This is a genomic window from Pseudomonas sp. R4-15, from assembly GCF_055768815.1.
Genome location: NZ_CM147293.1, coordinates 556,176 through 571,988, shown reverse-complemented (window position 1 = coordinate 571,988; position 15,813 = coordinate 556,176). Strand labels below are relative to the sequence as shown.

At 67.8% G+C, this 15,813-nt stretch carries 15 protein-coding genes; 5 read left to right on the top strand and 10 right to left on the bottom strand.

Annotated features, from left to right (window positions below):
- The first annotated feature begins 19 nt into the window (after positions 1-19).
- The 3 genes from ACYRGX_RS02760 to ACYRGX_RS02750 are packed head-to-tail and all read left to right on the top strand — an operon-like array spanning position 20 to position 3,905.
- Positions 20-1,417, top strand: a complete 1,398-nt coding sequence (locus tag ACYRGX_RS02760) for a sodium/glutamate symporter (protein ID WP_473055088.1) — start codon at positions 20-22, stop codon at positions 1,415-1,417.
- A gap of 3 nt (positions 1,418-1,420) precedes the next feature.
- Positions 1,421-3,046 carry an amidohydrolase gene (locus ACYRGX_RS02755; RefSeq protein WP_473055087.1) on the top strand — a complete coding sequence of 542 codons (1,626 nt, stop codon included), beginning with the start codon at positions 1,421-1,423 and terminating at the stop codon, positions 3,044-3,046.
- A complete protein-coding gene (locus ACYRGX_RS02750) occupies positions 3,036-3,905 on the top strand; it encodes a CobW family GTP-binding protein (protein ID WP_473055086.1) in 870 nt (289 codons plus the stop codon). The genes ACYRGX_RS02755 and ACYRGX_RS02750 overlap by 11 nt, the downstream gene beginning before the upstream one ends.
- 40 nt (positions 3,906-3,945) lie before the next feature.
- Here ACYRGX_RS02750 and ACYRGX_RS02745 read toward each other — a convergent pair whose 3' ends face one another.
- From ACYRGX_RS02745 to ACYRGX_RS02700, 10 genes are all read right to left on the bottom strand, one after another.
- Positions 3,946-5,313 carry an FAD-binding oxidoreductase gene (locus ACYRGX_RS02745; protein ID WP_473055085.1) on the bottom strand — a complete coding sequence of 456 codons (1,368 nt, stop codon included), beginning with the start codon at positions 5,311-5,313 and terminating at the stop codon, positions 3,946-3,948.
- Between the two features lie 31 nt (positions 5,314-5,344).
- Positions 5,345-6,142 (bottom strand): ABC transporter permease, encoded by a 798-nt coding sequence (locus ACYRGX_RS02740; RefSeq protein WP_473055084.1) that lies wholly within the window; start codon positions 6,140-6,142, stop codon positions 5,345-5,347.
- The gene (locus ACYRGX_RS02735; RefSeq protein ID WP_473055083.1) at positions 6,139-6,972 is read right to left on the bottom strand and encodes an ABC transporter ATP-binding protein; all 834 of its coding nucleotides are present in this window, start codon (positions 6,970-6,972) and stop codon (positions 6,139-6,141) included. Before ACYRGX_RS02735 ends, ACYRGX_RS02740 begins: the two co-directional genes overlap by 4 nt.
- A complete protein-coding gene (locus ACYRGX_RS02730; RefSeq protein WP_473055082.1) occupies positions 6,969-7,970 on the bottom strand; it encodes an ABC transporter substrate-binding protein in 1,002 nt (333 codons plus the stop codon). Before ACYRGX_RS02730 ends, ACYRGX_RS02735 begins: the two co-directional genes overlap by 4 nt.
- Before the next feature lie 41 nt (positions 7,971-8,011).
- A complete protein-coding gene (locus ACYRGX_RS02725; RefSeq protein WP_473055081.1) occupies positions 8,012-8,860 on the bottom strand; it encodes a creatininase family protein in 849 nt (282 codons plus the stop codon).
- A gap of 2 nt (positions 8,861-8,862) precedes the next feature.
- On the bottom strand, positions 8,863-9,333 hold the full coding sequence (locus tag ACYRGX_RS02720; protein WP_473055080.1) for a RidA family protein: 471 nt from the start codon (positions 9,331-9,333) through the stop codon (positions 8,863-8,865).
- The gene (locus tag ACYRGX_RS02715; protein WP_473055079.1) at positions 9,330-10,586 is read right to left on the bottom strand and encodes an amidohydrolase family protein; all 1,257 of its coding nucleotides are present in this window, start codon (positions 10,584-10,586) and stop codon (positions 9,330-9,332) included. Before ACYRGX_RS02715 ends, ACYRGX_RS02720 begins: the two co-directional genes overlap by 4 nt.
- Positions 10,587-10,589: 3 nt before the next feature.
- Positions 10,590-11,525: a PDR/VanB family oxidoreductase gene (locus tag ACYRGX_RS02710; protein WP_473055078.1), complete on the bottom strand. Its 936-nt coding sequence runs from the start codon at positions 11,523-11,525 to the stop codon at positions 10,590-10,592.
- Positions 11,526-11,593: 68 nt separating this feature from the next.
- A complete protein-coding gene (locus ACYRGX_RS02705) occupies positions 11,594-12,241 on the bottom strand; it encodes a TetR family transcriptional regulator C-terminal domain-containing protein (RefSeq protein WP_473055077.1) in 648 nt (215 codons plus the stop codon).
- Positions 12,242-12,455: 214 nt separating this feature from the next.
- Positions 12,456-12,854 (bottom strand): acyl-CoA thioesterase, encoded by a 399-nt coding sequence (locus tag ACYRGX_RS02700; RefSeq protein WP_473055076.1) that lies wholly within the window; start codon positions 12,852-12,854, stop codon positions 12,456-12,458.
- A 310-nt stretch (positions 12,855-13,164) separates the two neighbouring features.
- Here ACYRGX_RS02700 and ACYRGX_RS02695 point away from each other — a divergent pair, with 310 nt between their 5' ends.
- Entirely contained in the window at positions 13,165-14,454 is a 1,290-nt protein-coding gene (locus ACYRGX_RS02695) for an MFS transporter (protein WP_473055075.1), read from the top strand.
- A gap of 49 nt (positions 14,455-14,503) precedes the next feature.
- Positions 14,504-15,790 carry an MFS transporter gene (locus ACYRGX_RS02690; RefSeq protein ID WP_473055074.1) on the top strand — a complete coding sequence of 429 codons (1,287 nt, stop codon included), beginning with the start codon at positions 14,504-14,506 and terminating at the stop codon, positions 15,788-15,790.
- Positions 15,791-15,813 lie beyond the last annotated feature (23 nt).

The following is a 15,813-nucleotide window of genomic DNA, read 5'->3' as shown; positions in this document are numbered from 1 at the left end:
TCCGAGCGAGGAAACACTGATGGGCGACACTTTCCACGGCGTCATCGCCTTCGCACTGCTGGGCAGCCTGCTGCTGCTGGGCAGCGTGCTCCGCTACCGGGTGCCCGTGCTGCAGCGCACCCTGATTCCGGCCAGCGTGATCGGCGGGGTGATCGGCTTCGCGCTGCTGTCCCTGGGTTGGCTACCGGGCTTTGCGCCGAGCGACTTCTCGGCGATCACCTTCCATGTCTTCACCCTGAGTTTCATGTCCCTGTGCCTGACCGGGGCCAGCAAGGACCGTAGCCTGAGCGGCGGCAGCGTGGTGCGCGGCGGCCTCTGGCTGACCATCATCTGGACCGCCAGCCTGGGCCTGCAGGGCGTGCTCGGGCTGGGCGTGTTCCTCGGCTACGACGCCGTCACCGGCAGCGAGATCAGCCCCTGGCTGGGCGCCATCATCACCCACGGCTTCACCCAGGGTCCGGGCCTAGCCCTGACCTACGGGACCATCTGGGAGAAGGACTTCGGCATCGCCGACGCCGCGCAGATCGGCATCATCTATGCCTCGCTGGGCTTCCTCATGGCGTTCCTGGTGGGCGTACCGCTGGCGCGCCGGGTGATCGGCCGCGGGCTCAACCTGAACCGCGAGTCGCGCATCGACGAGCACTTCCTCAGCGGCTTCTTCCGCAACAGCGAGCCGCCGCTGGCCGCGCGCAGCGTCACCCATCCGGCGAACATCGACTCGCTGGCCTACCACCTGGGCCTGCTCGGCGTGGCCTACGTGCTCACCTACGGCTGGCTGAACGTGATGCAGCCGCTGGTGGCCGATGCCAAGCCGTTCGGCATCAGCCTCTCGGTGCTGTTCAGCTACAACCTGTTCTTCATCCATGGCGTGCTGGTGGCGGTGCTGATGCGCATGCTGATCGACCGCCTGGGCCTGGCGCGCTTCGTCGATGACGAAACCGTCAAGCGCGTGACCGGCAGCTCGGTGGACTTCACCGTGGTCGGCACCCTGATGAGCATCAAGTTCGCCGTGCTCTACACCTTCCTGCTGCCGATCCTGCTGATCACCGTGGTCATCACCCTGTTCACCCTGGCGCTGTGCCTGTTGCTCGGGCGTCTGAGCGGCACCCTGGGCCACGAGCGCGCGGTGACCGCCTTCGGCTGCTGCTGCGGTTCCACCGGCACCGGTCTGCTGCTGCTGCGCATGCTCGACGCCAACTTCGCCACCTCGGTGCCCAAGGAACTGGCGTTCTTCAACCTGGCGATCATCATCGTCAACATTCACCTGCTGACCATCTTCGCGCCGATCGCACCGTCGATGAGCGTGGGCGGCTACGTCGCGGTCTTCGGGGGGACCTCGCTGGTCGCGCTGGCCTTCGGCGGACTGTTGCTGAAATGGCCGAGAGCGGTTGGCAATGGACTGGCCGGGGAGGCCTGAGGCATGTCCACCACTGTTTTCGCCGCACGCAAGATCATCACCATGAACCCGTCGCAGCCCTACGCCACGCACATCGCCGTGCGTGACGGGCGGATTCTCGGAGTCGGCACGCTGGAGACCCTGGCCAGCCTGCAGCCCTTCGAAGTCGACGCGCGCTTCGCCGACGCGGTGATCCTGCCGGGCTTCGTCGAAGGCCACAGCCACGCCCTGGAGGGCGTGATGTGGGACTACCTGTACCTGGGCTACTTCCCCCGCCGCGATCCCGAAGGGCGCCGCTGGGACGGCCTCACCTCGCTGGCCCAGGTGCAGCAGCGCCTGGCCGAGCAGGCCGCCAGCCTGGCGCCGGGCGAGCCGCTGATCGCCTGGGGCTTCGACCCGATCTACTTCGACGGGCCGCGCCTGGACCGTCACGCCATCGACGCGGCGGTCGCCGACCGCCCGGTGGCCATCCTCCACGCCAACCTGCACGTGATGACGGTGAACAGCGCGATGATCGAGCGGGTCGGCATCGACGCCGGCGCCGGTGTCGAGGGCGTGCTGCTCGACGAGCAGGGCCAGGTCAGCGGCGAACTGCAGGAAATGGCCGCGATGCACGCGGTGATGGCGCACTTGCAACTGGGCATCCAGAGGACCGTCGATGCGGCCTCCCTGCAGCGCTACGCGCGGGCCTGCCGCAACGTCGGCATCACCACCGCCACCGACCTGTACAACCCGCTGTCGGACGAGGCGCGCGAGCAGATGCGCCTGGCCAGCGAGTCGGAGGCCTTCGCCATCCGCCTGCTGCCGGCGATGGGGGCGCTGAGCTACGACGCCGAGGAAGGCGTCGCGCGCGTGCTCGCCGCGTGCGGCGAATCGCGCGACAACCTGCGCTACGGCCTGGTCAAGCTGATGACCGACGGTTCGATCCAGGGCTACACCGCGCGCCTGCAGTGGCCGCACTACCACGACGGGCATCCCAACGGCCTGTGGAACGCGCCGCCGGAAACCCTCAAGGCGATGGTCCTGGCCTACCACCAGGCCGGCCTGCAACTGCACATCCACACCAACGGTGACGAGGCGGTGGAGCTGATGCTCGACGCCATCGAGGAAGCGCTGACCCTCTGGCCGCGCGCCGATCACCGCCACACCCTGCAGCACTGCCAGATCATCAGCCACGCACAGATGCGCCGTGCGCAGCGCCTCGGCGTGTGCCTGAACATGTTCTCCAACCACCTGTTCTACTGGGGCGACATCCACTACGAGCGCACCCTCGGCCACGAGCGTTGCCAGCGCCTGGAGCCGATCGCCTCGGCGCGCCGCCTGGGCATCGTCACCACCGTGCACTGCGATGCGCCGGTGACCCCGCTCGGCTCGCTGCACACCGCCTGGTGCGCGGTGTCGCGCAGCACCGCCAGCGGCCGCGTGCTCGGCGAGCTGGAGAAGGTCGGGGTGGAGGACGCGCTGCGCATGATCACCCTGGATGCCGCCTACACGCTGCGCATGGACCACCTGGTCGGCAGCCTGGAGATCGGCAAGTTCGCCGACATGACGGTGCTCGAGGAAGATCCGCTGGCGATCGAGCCGGAGCGCCTGGGCGAGATCGCCGTGCGCGCCACCGTGCTCGGCGGCCGGGTGGCGCATGTCGACTGAGGCGATCCCGGTCGAGCTGATCAGCGGGTTCCTCGGTGCCGGCAAGACCAGCTACCTGAACCAGCTGATCCGCGACGGCCTGCCGCCGGACAGCGTGCTGCTGATCAACGACTTCGGCGCCATCAATATCGACGCCGAACTGGTCGACTACCGCGACGACCGCGTCATCCGCCTCAGCAACGGCTGCATGTGCTGCTCGCTGGTGGGCAGCGTCGCCGAGCAGATCCACGCCACCCTGGCCTTGCCGGTGCGCCCGGCGGCGCTGTTCATCGAGATGAGCGGCGTCGGCCGGCCACGCAGCGTGATCGACGTGATCGCCCTGGCCAGGGAATTTCGCCTGAGCGATGTGACCTGCCTGGTGGACGCCAGCGCGGTGGCACGTCACCAGGGCAACCCGCAGGTCAGCGACATCTGGTTCGAGCAGATCCGTGCGGCCACTCGCCTGCTGCTCAACCGTGGCGGCGACGCCGCGGCGCGCAGCGCGCTGCAGGCGCAACTGCGCGAGCTGGCGCCGCAGGCCACGCAGACCTGGCTGCCCGGCCCGCCGGTGGCCGCACAGAGCGCCCCGGCGCTGCTTGCCGGCAGTCTCACCACGCGCACCGCACGCCTGCCGGCGGCGCTGCCGCGGGACTGGCTGCAGGCCTTCTTCGCCCGGCATGCCGCCTGCCTGCTGCGTGCCAAGGGCATGCTCATGCTCGACGACGGCGCCGAGCCCTACTGCGCGGTGCTGCAGCTGAGCGGCGGCCGGCTGTCGCTGACGCGCAGTGCGCGCGCCAGTTTCGTCGGCCAGTTGGTGTGCATCGGCGTGCAGTCGGCGGCCTTCGACGCCTGCCTCGCCGAGCTCGAAGCCGGCGTCTAGTCGAACCGCCGGCCGCTGCGGTTGCCGCGCCCGGTGTGGCTCAGGCCGGGCTGCCGACGCTGGCAGGCAGCGAGCGAATCTTGCCTGGGTTGAGCAGGTGCCGCGGGTCGTTGGCGGCCTTGCTGGCGAGAATCGCCGGGCTCAGCGAGCCGCCGTGCTTGCCGTCCTCAAGGGTATAGACGTGGGAGTTGTTGACCTTGATGCCCAGCGATTCGTGCAGACGCATCAGCGCTTCCAGGCGCTCGTTGCTGCTGTGGCGCACCAGCGGCAGTCCGGTAATCAATGGCGTGCCATTGGCCAGGCGGATGAACTCCAGGTGGGTCAGCACCTCGTCGCCGACTTCGGCGCGCAGCGCGGCGAGCTGTTCCAACACCTGGCTGCCGTCGTAGTTGGTTTGCAGGTTGGTCAGGCCCTTGTCGTACTTGAGTGCCTGCAGGGTCGCGTGGTTCCAGCAGTGCTCCATCAGCGTCAGTCCGCTGGACTTGGCCTGCTCGAACGTCTGCGTCCACAGTTGCTCGCCGCCATGCGCCTCGCGCAGTTGGGCCAGCGGCAGACGGGAATGCGGTGCGGCCAGGGTCATCACCAGGTACTGGCCGTCGGCCAGGCTGAAGGGGATTTCCTTGAAGTAGTTGGCGGCCTGGCTGTCATACAGCGACAGCTCGCGCTTCTCGATGCTCACGCTGTCCAGCAGCTGGCGGCAGAAGGCGTAGGCCGACTCGATGCTGGCGAAGCCGAACAGGTACTCGTCCCAGGCGCGTGCCGGGGCCAGTGCCAGTTCCATGTCGATCAGCACGCCGTTGGTGCCGTAGGTGTGGTGGTAGGTGAGCAGATCGGCGCCGCTGATTTCCAGCACGCGCGGCTCGGCCTCGATGGTCAGCACGCGGATGCGCTGCACCGTGCCGGGTGCCGAGATCGGCCCGTAGTTGATCGAACCGACACCGCCGAAGCCGCCGGCGAACAGCCCGCCGATGCTCGCCGCCTTGTAGGTGGAGGGCAGGCAGCGCAGTTCCCAGCCCTTCTCCCGCACGCGATCTTCCAGCTCGGCGATGCGCATGCCGGCCTGCACCCGCACCAGGCCGTCGCAGAGCCATTCCAGGCTGGTGCAGGCGGTCATGTCGAGGACCACGCCGCCGGCCAGCGGCACGGCCTGGCCGTAGTTGCCGGTGCCACCGCCGCGCACGGTCATCGGAATGTCGAGGTCGACGCAGGCACTGACCACGGCCTTGAGCTGCGCCTCGTCATGGGGACGCACCACCAGGTCGGCCTTCTTGTCCGCCAGTTGCGGCGCGAGCAGTGGGCTGAACCAGTAGAAGTCCTTGGAGAGGCGTTTGATATGGATCTTCGAGGTGATCCATTCAAGCTCCGGCAGGCGTTGCTGCAGGGTGTTCAGGGTGTCCGTCGAAATCATGGCAGTCTCGGTAGGTCAGGGGAAAAGGGGCTCAGGCTTCGCTTTCGTGCCAATGGCCGATCGCCAGGCGGGACAGCACGGACATGCCGACGAACAGCATGACCCCCGTCAGCGAAATCAGCATCAGTGCGGCGAACAGGCGCGGGATATTCAGTTGGTAACCCGACTGCAGAATCTGGTAGGCCAGTCCGGTATTCGAGCCACCCGTGCCGGCGACGAACTCCGCGACCACCGCGCCGATCAGCGCCAGGCCGCTGGCGATACGCAGCGCGGCGAAGAAGTACGGCAGCGCCGAGGGCACGCGCAGGCGCCAGAGGGTCTGCCAGCGGCTGGCGCGACGCAGGCGGAAGTACGCCAGCAGGTTCGGCGAGACGCTGCGCAGGCCCAGGGTGGTGTTGGAGATGATCGGGAACAGCGCCACCAGCGAGGCACACACGGTCAGCGCCAGGGTGGTGTTGCTGATCCAGATGATGATCAGCGGCGCGATGGCCACGATCGGGGTCACCTGCAGCAGCACCGCGTAGGGGAAGAACGCGGTCTCGATGGTGCGGCTCTGCACGAAGACGAAGGCGATCAGCACGCCGACGACGATCGCCACGGCGAACGACAGCAGGGTGATCTTCAGCGTGTAGAGCAGCGCCGAGCTGAGCAGACCCCAGTCGCTTACCAGGGTCTTGGCCACCGACAGCGGTGCCGGGAACAGGTATTCCGGCACCTTGCCCAGCGTCACCGTGATCTGCCACAGGGCCAGCAGTAGCGCGGCAATCAGGGTGGGGATGAAGACGCTGCGAAAACGCTCGCTGCGCCACAGGGGCTGACGCGGATTCATGCTTCGTCCTCCGAACTGGCGGCGGCCATCAGGCACCCATGCAGTTGCATGGCGTACTCGCTGAAACGCGCGCTCAGCCGGAACGCCGGGCTGCGCGGGAAGGGCTCTTCGATGCGGATGTCGGCAACCACGCGGCCGGGGCGGGCGGCCATCACCACCACACGCTCGGAGAGGAACACCGCCTCATGGATCGAGTGGGTGACGAACATCACGCTCAGGCCGTTCTTCTGCCACAGATCGAGCAGGTCGCTGTCGAGCTTGAAGCGGGTGATCTCGTCGAGCGCACCGAAGGGTTCGTCCATCAGCAGCAGGTCGGGTTGCACCACCAGCCCGCGGGCGATCGACACGCGCATCTGCATGCCGCCGGACAGCTCGCGGGGCAGGGCGTCGGCGAAGCGCGACAGGCCCACCAGTGCCAGCACCTCATCGACGCGGGCGTCGATCTCGGCGCGTGGCCGCTTTTCCAGCTCCAGCGGCAGGCTGACGTTCTTGCGCACGCTGTGCCAGGGCATCAGCGAGGCCTCCTGGAACACGAAGGACAGCGAGTGGCCGGTCTCGTGCAGGCGCGCGCCGGGCTTGTTCCACAGCAGCAGGCGGCCGTCGGATGGATCGGTGAGGCCGGCAACCATCTTCAGCAGGGTGCTCTTGCCGCAGCCGGAGGGGCCCAGCAGGGTGACGAACTCGCCCTCGCGGATCTTCAGGTCGACCGGCATCAGCGCGCGGGTGCCGTTGGGGTAGACCTTCTCGCAGGAGAGCAGCTCGACCGCGTGGACCTCGCTGTCGGAGGGCGCCAGCGGCGCCTCCGACGTCAGGGCTTCGCGAGCGCTCATGGCAATACCGGCGCTTGGGTGATGAAGCGGGTCGTGTAGACCTCCGACAGGGAGACCTTGCTGTCGTCGACCAACTGGTTCTTCACCGCCATGTTCCAGGTCTGTTGCATCCGTTGCTCGGTGATCACGCCGATGCCCTGGGTCGCCGCATCACCGCCGATAAGGATGCCGGTATTGCGTAGCAGGTTGAGTGCGAACGCGAGCTGCTCATCGCTCATGTTGGGGTTTTCTTTCTTGATCAGCGCGTTGCCCGCTTCGGGATTGGCCAGATAGTCCTTCCAGCCCTGCATGGTGGCTTCGAGGAAGGCTTGCACCTGCTCGGGATGCTCCTGGATCACGTCGTCGCGGCAGGCTATGGAGTTGCCGTAGGGCGGATAGCCGGCTTGGCCCAGGGAGAACACCTTGTAGTCGGCACCCGCCTGTTTCATGGCGAAGGGCTCGGAGCCGATATAGCCCTGCTGCGCCAAGTTCGCGTCGGCCATGAACGGCTGGATATTGAAGGTGTAGGGACGCACCATCTCGTCGCTATAGCCGAAGCGCTGCTTGGCCCACGGCCACCAGGACGAATGCGCGCTGGAAGAGATCAGGAGGGTGTGCCCCTTCAGGTCCTCCAACGAAGCGATATCGCTATGGCTGATGATCACGACGGGGTCGTACTGAAAGCTGCTGGCGACCATGGTCATCGGTATGCCCTGCTGGCGCGCCAGCATGGTGCCCAGGTCGTCTCGGATGATGCACTGCGCTTGGCCAGCGGCCAGCAGTTGCGTGGAGTTGACCTGCGGTCCGCCCATGCGCACGGTCACGTCGAGGCCCTTGTCGGCGTAGAGGCCTTCGGCCTTGGCCTGGTAGAAGCCGCCGTGCTCGGCCTGAGCGTACCAGTTGGTGATCACGGTGAACGGGGTGGCGGCCTGGGCCTGGGCGCACGCGAAAGCGGCGGTCAGGGAAAGCACTGCGCTGCCGCAGCGGGTCCAAGCACGGGAAAGTCTTTTTGCCTGCATGACACGGTCTCCAAACGTTCTGGTTATGGGGTGCTGCGGTTTCAGTCGTGGGTCTGTATGTGGCCGGTGAAGTGGCCACGGCCCCAGGTGGGCACGTCGCGTTCCAGCCAGCGCGCCTGATGCACTTCACGGATCGCCTGGGCCCACTGGCTGGCCAGTTGCTCGAGCAGCTGCGCGCCCTGTTCCGGAGTGGCGCCGGTGGGATCGCCGATGACTCCGGTGGGGCCGAAGTCGCGGGCTGTCCAGGCTGCTGCCGGGCGGGTGCTGGAGAGCGTCGGGCAGGGGAACGGCGGCGGGAAATGGGCTTCGGCGCGGTCCATGTGCAGGGTGTCGGGGGCCAACTGCATGAGGATCGCGGTCTCGCCGTGGCCGGCGTGCATGGCCAACTGGCGTTCTTCTTCGGAGAAGAAGCTGGTATCCACCTTGACGCTCCAGGCGGAACGGGTGATGACCATGAAGTCGCCGTGGCGCAGACGCATCTCGCGCGCGGCCATTTCCAGCGGCTGCGGCTGGCCGCCGTGGGCATTGACCATGATGAATTTGCGGAAGCCGGCACGGTATACCGATTCGCCGATCTCCTGGATGGTGTGCAGGAGAATCTCGCCGGTCAGGGTCATGGTGCCGGGGAAGTGCAGGTGCTCGTCGGACTTGCCGTAGGTGATCGGCGCCAGGGCGTAGGCGGGGATGTCATCCTCGAGCAGCTCCATGGCCTTGCCGACCACGCCGGCGCCGATGATCGAGTCGGTGGCGCAGGGCATGTGCGGGCCATGCTGTTCGATGGCACCGACCGGCAGCACGATGACGGTGTTGGCCTTGTCCTCGAGGGCGTCGACGTCGGTCCAGCTGAGGTACGGCAGGAAGCGTTTGGCCGGGGTATAACCGTGTAGCATCGTTACTCCTTGGTGCCGCGCAGCGGCAGGTAGGCGGTGGCTTCGACTTCCACCAGGATGTCCTCGCTGGGCAGCATGGCGCTGACCTCGACGATGGTGGAAATGGGCGGTTCACCGGGGAAGAAGCGCCGGCGCACCTGGCTGTAGGCCGGGAAGTGGTCGAGGTTGCGGAAGTACTGCACCAGCTTGAACACGTCGCTCATCTGGCCGCCTTCGCGCTCGATGATCTGGCGGATGGCGTCGAGCACGTACCAGCTCTGCGCCAGGATCGGTCCCTGCTTGATGTCGCTGGAGAACTCACCGGTGCGCCCGAGGCTGTCGGCGACGTCCGCCGGGATGTCCTCGAAGCCGCGCACGATCAGGCGGCGCGCCGGGTCCACGGCAATCACCCCGGAGAGGAAAATGAAATCGCCCACGCGCTTGCTGGCGGCGTAGCGCGCCAGGGGCGCGCCCTGGCTGTTCTCGGTGCTCATCGGCGGCTCCTCGGCTCGTCGGTGGGGGAAAGAAGACTGGCCGGCAGCGTCTGCCCGGCGCGCACCACGCAGTGGCGCGGCTCGCTTGGCCAGCTCCAGGGATCACGGCTGTCGAACACCAGCCATTCGCCGACGGGCGCCTCGGCGCCCAGCGCGGCGCTGTCGCAGATCGCCCGCGACCAGCGGTCGAAGGCCTCGTCCAGCTGCGCGGCGAGTACGCCCAGGCGCAACGCGTCGAGCGGGTCGTAGTTGCCCAGCGGGTTGAAGGCGTCCTGCACGTTGTCGCTGGCCAGCAGCAGCGGAATATTCCGCGCCGCGGCCTCCTGCAGCAGGGTCAGGCCGCGCTGGCGCGGCGTGCGGCCGGGGCGCGCGTCCTGCAGGAAGAGATTGGTGGCCGGCAGCGCGACCAGCGTGATCGGCTGCGCAGCCACGCGCTCGAGCAGCGCCAGGGCGCCGTCCTCGGCCTGGCTGGCGAGGGCGCAGAGGTGGCCGCAGACGATGCGTCCGGGGAAGCGAGCAGGCAGCGCTTCGAGGGCATCGAGCAGGCATTCCAGGCCGCCGGCATGGCCGCTGAGTTCTTCGTCGATGTGCAGGTCCAGGTCCACCCCGGCGGCGGCGCTGAGCGCGACCAACTGGTGGATCGCCGCGGCGTCGAAGTTGCTGCTGTGGATGAAGGCGCCCATCTGCGCATCCTGGCTGGCCGCCACCTGGCGGATGATCGCCTGCGCACAGCCGGCGTCGGCGAGCAGCGGCAGCGGCACCAGCGCCACGCGCTGCAGGCGCAGGCGCTCCTGCCAGCGTTGTGCCTGCTCACCGAGTACCTGCCAGGCCAGCGGCGTGCGCTCGGCGTCGATCCAGTCCACGTGGCTGCGCAACAGCCGGGTGCCGGCGTCCCAGGCGGCGTGCAGGGCGCGCTCGCTGCGCTGGCGCAGGTCTTCGGCGTTCCAGTTGGTGTGCTGGTCGCGGCGCATCGCTTCGATGGCCGGCAGCAGGCCGGGCTGCAGCGCGCCGAGACGGCTGCGGGTGTAGGTCTTGTCCAGGTGGACGTGGGCCTCGATCAGCGCCGGCAGGACCAGCCGGCCGTGCAGGTCGATGACTTCGCCGGCGGGCGCCTGGGCGCCGGCCGGGCGCGGCGCGCCGCTGCCATCCAGCGGGATGTCCGCCAGCAGCGGCTGGCCCTGCTGCGACGGCCAGTCGGCAGGCAGGTACCAGCGCGGCAGGCGCGCATTGCTCAGCAGCGTCGGCGCAGGCATGCCTTACAGCTCCAGGGTCAGGCGCTTGGAATTGCAGCCGCCGCAGCACACGGCGAGGTATTCGGCGCGCTCGTCGTCGTCCAGGCACTGGTCGCCGTGTACCGGCTCGCCATCGCGCCAGGCGACCACGCAGCTGCCGCAGATGCCCTGTTCGCAGGCACTGTCGACGTTGATCCCGGCGCTGCGCAGGGTGTGCAGGATGGAACTGCCCTCGGCCACCTGGAGGGTCAGGTCGCTTTCGCTCAGGTACAGCTCGAAGGCGGTTTCCACCACGGTCTCGCTACCGGCGAAGGCTTCCTCGTGCCACTGCTCGGCGGGCAGCCCGGCGCATTGCTGGCGGACCCGGTCCATCAGGCCGACGGGGCCGCAGCAGTACACGTGGGTGCCGGCCGGCAGCGTCTGCAGCAGGCCCTGCACGTCGAGGTTCTCACGCGGGGCGCGGCATGCCTGCAGCGGCCAGCCGGAGGCTTGCAGCTGGGCGTCGAAGGGGCCGGCGCCGCGGCTGGAGCTGGCCACCAGCAGGGTGAACGGTTGCTGCCGGGCGCTCAGCGCGTGGGCCATGGCGATCAGCGGGGTCAGGCCGACGCCGCCACCCACCAGCAGGTGGTGCGGTGCGTTCTCGGCGAGGCCGAAGAGGTTGCGCGGCTCGCTCACCGCCAGCTCGACGCCGGGGCGCGCCTTGAGGTGCAGGGCGCGGGAGCCGCCGCGGCCCTCCTGTTCCAGGCGCACGGCGATCTCGTAGTAGTGGCGCTCGGCGGGGTCGCTGCACAGCGAGTACGCACGCCGTAGGTCATCCGTGATCTGCACCTCGATATGCGCGCCGGCGCTGAAGGCGGGCAGCTCGGCACCGTCGGCACGCTGCAGGCGCAGGTGCAAGACGTCGGCGCTGAGCATCCGGCTGGCGGTGATTTGCAGGGGGGTGAAGACGGCGGGATTCATGACTTGACCAAGTAGCTTGTACAATCGGTCAAATCATATGCATCAGCTATGCCAGCTGGCGGGTTGGATCAGCGGGCGGCGGGTGACAGTCCGCAGCCGAGCAGGACGAAGGTGATCAGTTCCTGTTCGATGCGCTGGCGCGTCTCGGGGTCTTTCAGCGAGGCGCCCAGCAGCAGTTCGGCTTGCAAGGTGTAGTCCGAGTAGTACTGGGTCAGCGCCCAGATGTGCATGATCAGCAGGCGCCCGTCGAGCGGACGCAGCTCGCCCTGCTGCACCCAGCGCTCGACGTTGGCGACCTTGGCGTGGGTGCTGCGCATCGCGCCGGGCCAGTAGTGCTCCAGGCGCGCGCCGCCGCTGAGGATCTCCATGGTGAAGATGCGCGACAGTTCGGGGTTTTCGATGGCGTAGGCGAGCTTGAGGCGGATGAACTCGCTGAGCGCCTCGCGCGGCGCCATGTCCGGCTGGCTGTCGAAGCTGAAGAAGCCGGTCCAGCTGTCGAGGACCTTCTTCAGCACCTGCGAGTAGAGCGCTTCCTTGTCTTCTATGTAGTAGTGCAGCTGGGATTTCTTCAGCGCCGCGCGTTCGGCGATGGCCTGGGTCGAGGCGCCCTGGAAGCCATGCTGGCTGAACTCTGCGATGGCCGCGTCGAGGATCTTGCGCATGATTTCCTGACGGCTCTGCTTGGAGCGTTCGGTTCGCAGGTCGAGCTTGGCCACGCTGTGCACTACCTCAGTGATTCTTCAGGGGTTTTCGCACCAACATGAGGCAAAAAGCCACATGGCGCACGGACCACCGTCCTGGCGTGTCCGGGCCGGGAGCATAACCCGTGGACGGGGTGTTGCGTCGAGTGGCGGGCGAGCGGCGAACGGCCGCCGTGTCCGGGCCAGGGTGACGCCGGCAGGCGGCTCAGGGTGGGGCGGCGGGCGCCGCTCAGCGGCGGGGCACCGGGCGGGTGCGGCCACTGCCGTCGATGGCGACGAAGACGAACACGGCTTCGGTGACCTTGCGCCATTCGCTGGAGAGCGGATCGTCGCTCCACACCTCGACGCGCATCTGGATCGAGCTGCGGCCGATCTCCAGCGCCTGGGTATAGAAGGCCAATTGAGCACCGACGGCCACCGGCACCAGGAACACCATGTGCTCCACCGCCACCGTGGCTACCCGGCCGCCAGCGACCTTGCTGGCCATGGCGGTGCCGGCCAGGTCCATCTGCGAGACCAGCCAGCCACCGTAGATGTCGCCGAAGCCATTGGTGTCGCGGGGTAATGCGGTGATCTGCAGGGCCAGGTCGCCCTGGGGCTCCAGGTTGTCTTCTTCGGGTTCGATCATGCCTCGAAACGCCTCTGCTGGGGGGCCGGAGCTGCGGTGCAGCGCAGCGCGCAGTATATCGGCGCCTCTGCCGCACAGCGACCTCCCGGCGCGTATTTGCCGTCACCTCTGTGTCGAGAGGTCGCAATTTGCTATCGTGCGCGACGCCTCAGCTTGTTGACACCCCTGCCGGTTTCCCACCGGGCGCGCTCCTCACCCCTGGAGCCGGCCCGTTGGCTTGGTTTCGGACAGATCCCGAACGGTCGGGCGTTGCGGTGGTGTTCTCGACACAGCCCGGGCCTCATGCCATGTATTTTCGAGAGCCTGACTCATGCACGCCATGCCAGCCAGCGGCGCCGCGACGACGCGCCCGCTGAACCGCAACGATTACAAGACTCTGTCGCTGTCCTCCCTGGGCGGTGCGCTGGAGTTCTACGACTTCATCATCTTCGTGTTCTTCGCCGCCGTGGTCGGCAAGCTGTTCTTCCCGGCGGACATGCCGGAATGGCTGCGCCAGTTCCAGACCTTCGGCATCTTCGCCGCCGGCTACCTGGCGCGGCCGCTGGGCGGGATCATCATGGCGCACTTCGGCGACCTGCTCGGCCGCAAGCGCATGTTCACCCTGAGCATCTTCATGATGTCGGTGCCGACCCTGGTGATGGGCCTGCTGCCGACCTACGAGCAGATCGGCCTGGCGGCTCCGCTGCTGTTGCTGGTGATGCGCATCATCCAGGGCGCGGCGATCGGTGGAGAGGTGCCCGGCGCCTGGGTGTTCGTCGCCGAACACGCACCGGCCAACCGGCGCGGCTACGCCAATGGCGTGATGACCGCCGGTATCGTTGCCGGCATCCTGCTCGGCTCGTTGATGGCGACGCTGATCAATACCCTCTACAGCCCCGCGGAAGTGGCCGACTGGGCCTGGCGCCTGCCGTTCCTCGCCGGTGGCGTGTTCGGTCTGTTCTCGGTGTACCTGCGCCGCTACCTGCACGAGACCCCGGTGTTCGCCGAGATGCAGGCGCGCAAGACCCTCGCCGAGGAACTGCCGCTGAAGACCGTGGTGCGCAATCATCGCGCTGGCGTGCTGATGTCCTGCCTGGTCACCTGGTTCCTTACCGCTGCCGTGGTGGTGGTGATCCTGATGACCCCGACGCTGCTGCAGAAACTGTACGGTTTCGCCCCGGTGCAGACGCTCGAGGCCAACAGCCTGGCGATCGTCGCCGCCTGCGTGGGCTGCGTGATCAGCGGCTTCCTCTGCGACCGTATCGGCGCCGGACGCGTGGTGATGGGCGGCGCGGTCGGTCTGACGGCCTCCTTCTGGTTCTTCTACACCCACATCGGCGCCAATCCGCAGCTGCTGTTCCCGCTCTATTCACTGTGCGGGCTGTTCGTCGGCACCATCGGTGCGGTGCCCTTCGTGATGGTCAACGCCTTCCCGCCGGTGGTGCGCTTCTCCGGCCTGTCGTTCTCCTACAACATGTCCTACGCGGTGTTCGGCGGCGTTACCCCGATGCTCGTCTCGCTGCTGGTCAAGGGCGGCCCGATGGGCGCCGTGTACTACGTCGCGGCGGTCAGCGTGGTCGGCTTCGTGGCCGGCGCGATGCTGCTGCGTAGCGGACGCTGAGTCCCCCTCGCGGGCGCCGCTGGCGCCCGCCTCCTGCCGCGAGTAATCCATGACCCGCACCGACGCCCTTTCCACTGCACCGCGCGCGCTGACCCGCAGCGACTACAAGACCCTGTCGCTGGCGGCGTTGGGCGGTGCCCTGGAGTTCTACGACTTCATCATCTTCGTGTTCTTCGCCACGGTGGTGGGGCAGCTGTTCTTTCCCGTCGATACGCCCGACTGGCTGCGCCAGTTGCAGACCTTCGGCATCTTCGCCGCGGGCTACCTGGCACGCCCGCTGGGCGGCATCGTCATGGCGCACTTCGGCGACCTGCTCGGCCGCAAGCGGATGTTCACCCTGAGCATCCTGCTGATGGCGCTGCCGACCCTGGTGATGGGCCTGCTGCCGACCTACGCGCAGATCGGCCTGCTGGCACCGCTGCTGCTGCTGGCCATGCGCATCGTGCAGGGCGCGGCGATCGGCGGCGAAGTCCCCGGTGCCTGGGTGTTCGTTGCCGAGCACGTGTCGGCGCGGCATGTCGGCTACGCCTGCGGCACGCTGACCAGCGGACTGTCGCTGGGCATCCTGCTCGGTTCGCTGATGGCCAACCTGATCAACGGCGTGTTCTCCCCCGAGACCATCGTCGACTGGGCCTGGCGCATTCCGTTCCTGGTCGGCGGCCTGTTCGGCCTGCTATCGATGTACCTGCGCCGCTATCTGCACGAGACGCCGGTGTTCGTCGAAATGCAGCGCAGCCAGGCGCTGTCCGCCGAGTTGCCACTCAAGACCGTGGTGCGCAACCACCTGGGCGGCGTGTCGCTGTCGGTGGCGCTGACCTGGCTGCTCTCGGCGGGCATCGTGGTGGTGATCCTGATGACGCCGACCTTCCTGCAGAAGCTCTACGGTTTCGATGCGGTCACCGCGTTGCGCGCCAACTGCCTGGCGATCATCTGCCTGTGCGTGGGCTGCGTGACGTCCGGTCGCCTGTGCGACCGCCTCGGCGCCGGGCGCGTGCTGCTGGCTGGCTGCCTGGCGCTGGGTGTCAGCTCGGTGTTCTTCTACGCGGGGCTGGTCGAGCATCCGCAACGCCTGTTCGTCGCCTATGCGCTGGTGGGATTGTGCGTCGGTGTGGTTGGCGCGGTGCCCTACGTGATGGTGCATGCCTTCCCGCCGTTCGTGCGTTTCTCCGGGTTGTCGTTTTCCTACAACCTGTCCTACGCGGTGTTCGGGGGGCTGACGCCGATGGCCGTGGCGCTGCTGGTGAAATGGCAGCCGCTGGGGCCGATGTACTACGTGCTCGGACTCTGCGCGATGGGCGCGGCGATTGGCCTCGGCCTGATGCGCCGGGGCCGCTGAGGGCCTGCAAGGCCCCCGCTCCG

Coding starts and splice junctions, on each gene's coding strand:
- ACYRGX_RS02690 (WP_473055074.1), top strand. CDS start 14,504: ATGACCCGCACCGACGCCCTTTCCACTGCACCGCGCGCGCTGACCCGC.
- ACYRGX_RS02740 (WP_473055084.1), bottom strand. CDS start 6,142: ATGAATCCGCGTCAGCCCCTGTGGCGCAGCGAGCGTTTTCGCAGCGTC.
- ACYRGX_RS02730 (WP_473055082.1), bottom strand. CDS start 7,970: ATGCAGGCAAAAAGACTTTCCCGTGCTTGGACCCGCTGCGGCAGCGCA.
- ACYRGX_RS02715 (WP_473055079.1), bottom strand. CDS start 10,586: ATGCCTGCGCCGACGCTGCTGAGCAATGCGCGCCTGCCGCGCTGGTAC.
- ACYRGX_RS02720 (WP_473055080.1), bottom strand. CDS start 9,333: ATGAGCACCGAGAACAGCCAGGGCGCGCCCCTGGCGCGCTACGCCGCC.
- ACYRGX_RS02725 (WP_473055081.1), bottom strand. CDS start 8,860: ATGCTACACGGTTATACCCCGGCCAAACGCTTCCTGCCGTACCTCAGC.
- ACYRGX_RS02745 (WP_473055085.1), bottom strand. CDS start 5,313: ATGATTTCGACGGACACCCTGAACACCCTGCAGCAACGCCTGCCGGAG.
- ACYRGX_RS02755 (WP_473055087.1), top strand. CDS start 1,421: ATGTCCACCACTGTTTTCGCCGCACGCAAGATCATCACCATGAACCCG.
- ACYRGX_RS02750 (WP_473055086.1), top strand. CDS start 3,036: ATGTCGACTGAGGCGATCCCGGTCGAGCTGATCAGCGGGTTCCTCGGT.
- ACYRGX_RS02735 (WP_473055083.1), bottom strand. CDS start 6,972: ATGAGCGCTCGCGAAGCCCTGACGTCGGAGGCGCCGCTGGCGCCCTCC.
- ACYRGX_RS02710 (WP_473055078.1), bottom strand. CDS start 11,525: ATGAATCCCGCCGTCTTCACCCCCCTGCAAATCACCGCCAGCCGGATG.
- ACYRGX_RS02760 (WP_473055088.1), top strand. CDS start 20: ATGGGCGACACTTTCCACGGCGTCATCGCCTTCGCACTGCTGGGCAGC.
- ACYRGX_RS02700 (WP_473055076.1), bottom strand. CDS start 12,854: ATGATCGAACCCGAAGAAGACAACCTGGAGCCCCAGGGCGACCTGGCC.
- ACYRGX_RS02695 (WP_473055075.1), top strand. CDS start 13,165: ATGCACGCCATGCCAGCCAGCGGCGCCGCGACGACGCGCCCGCTGAAC.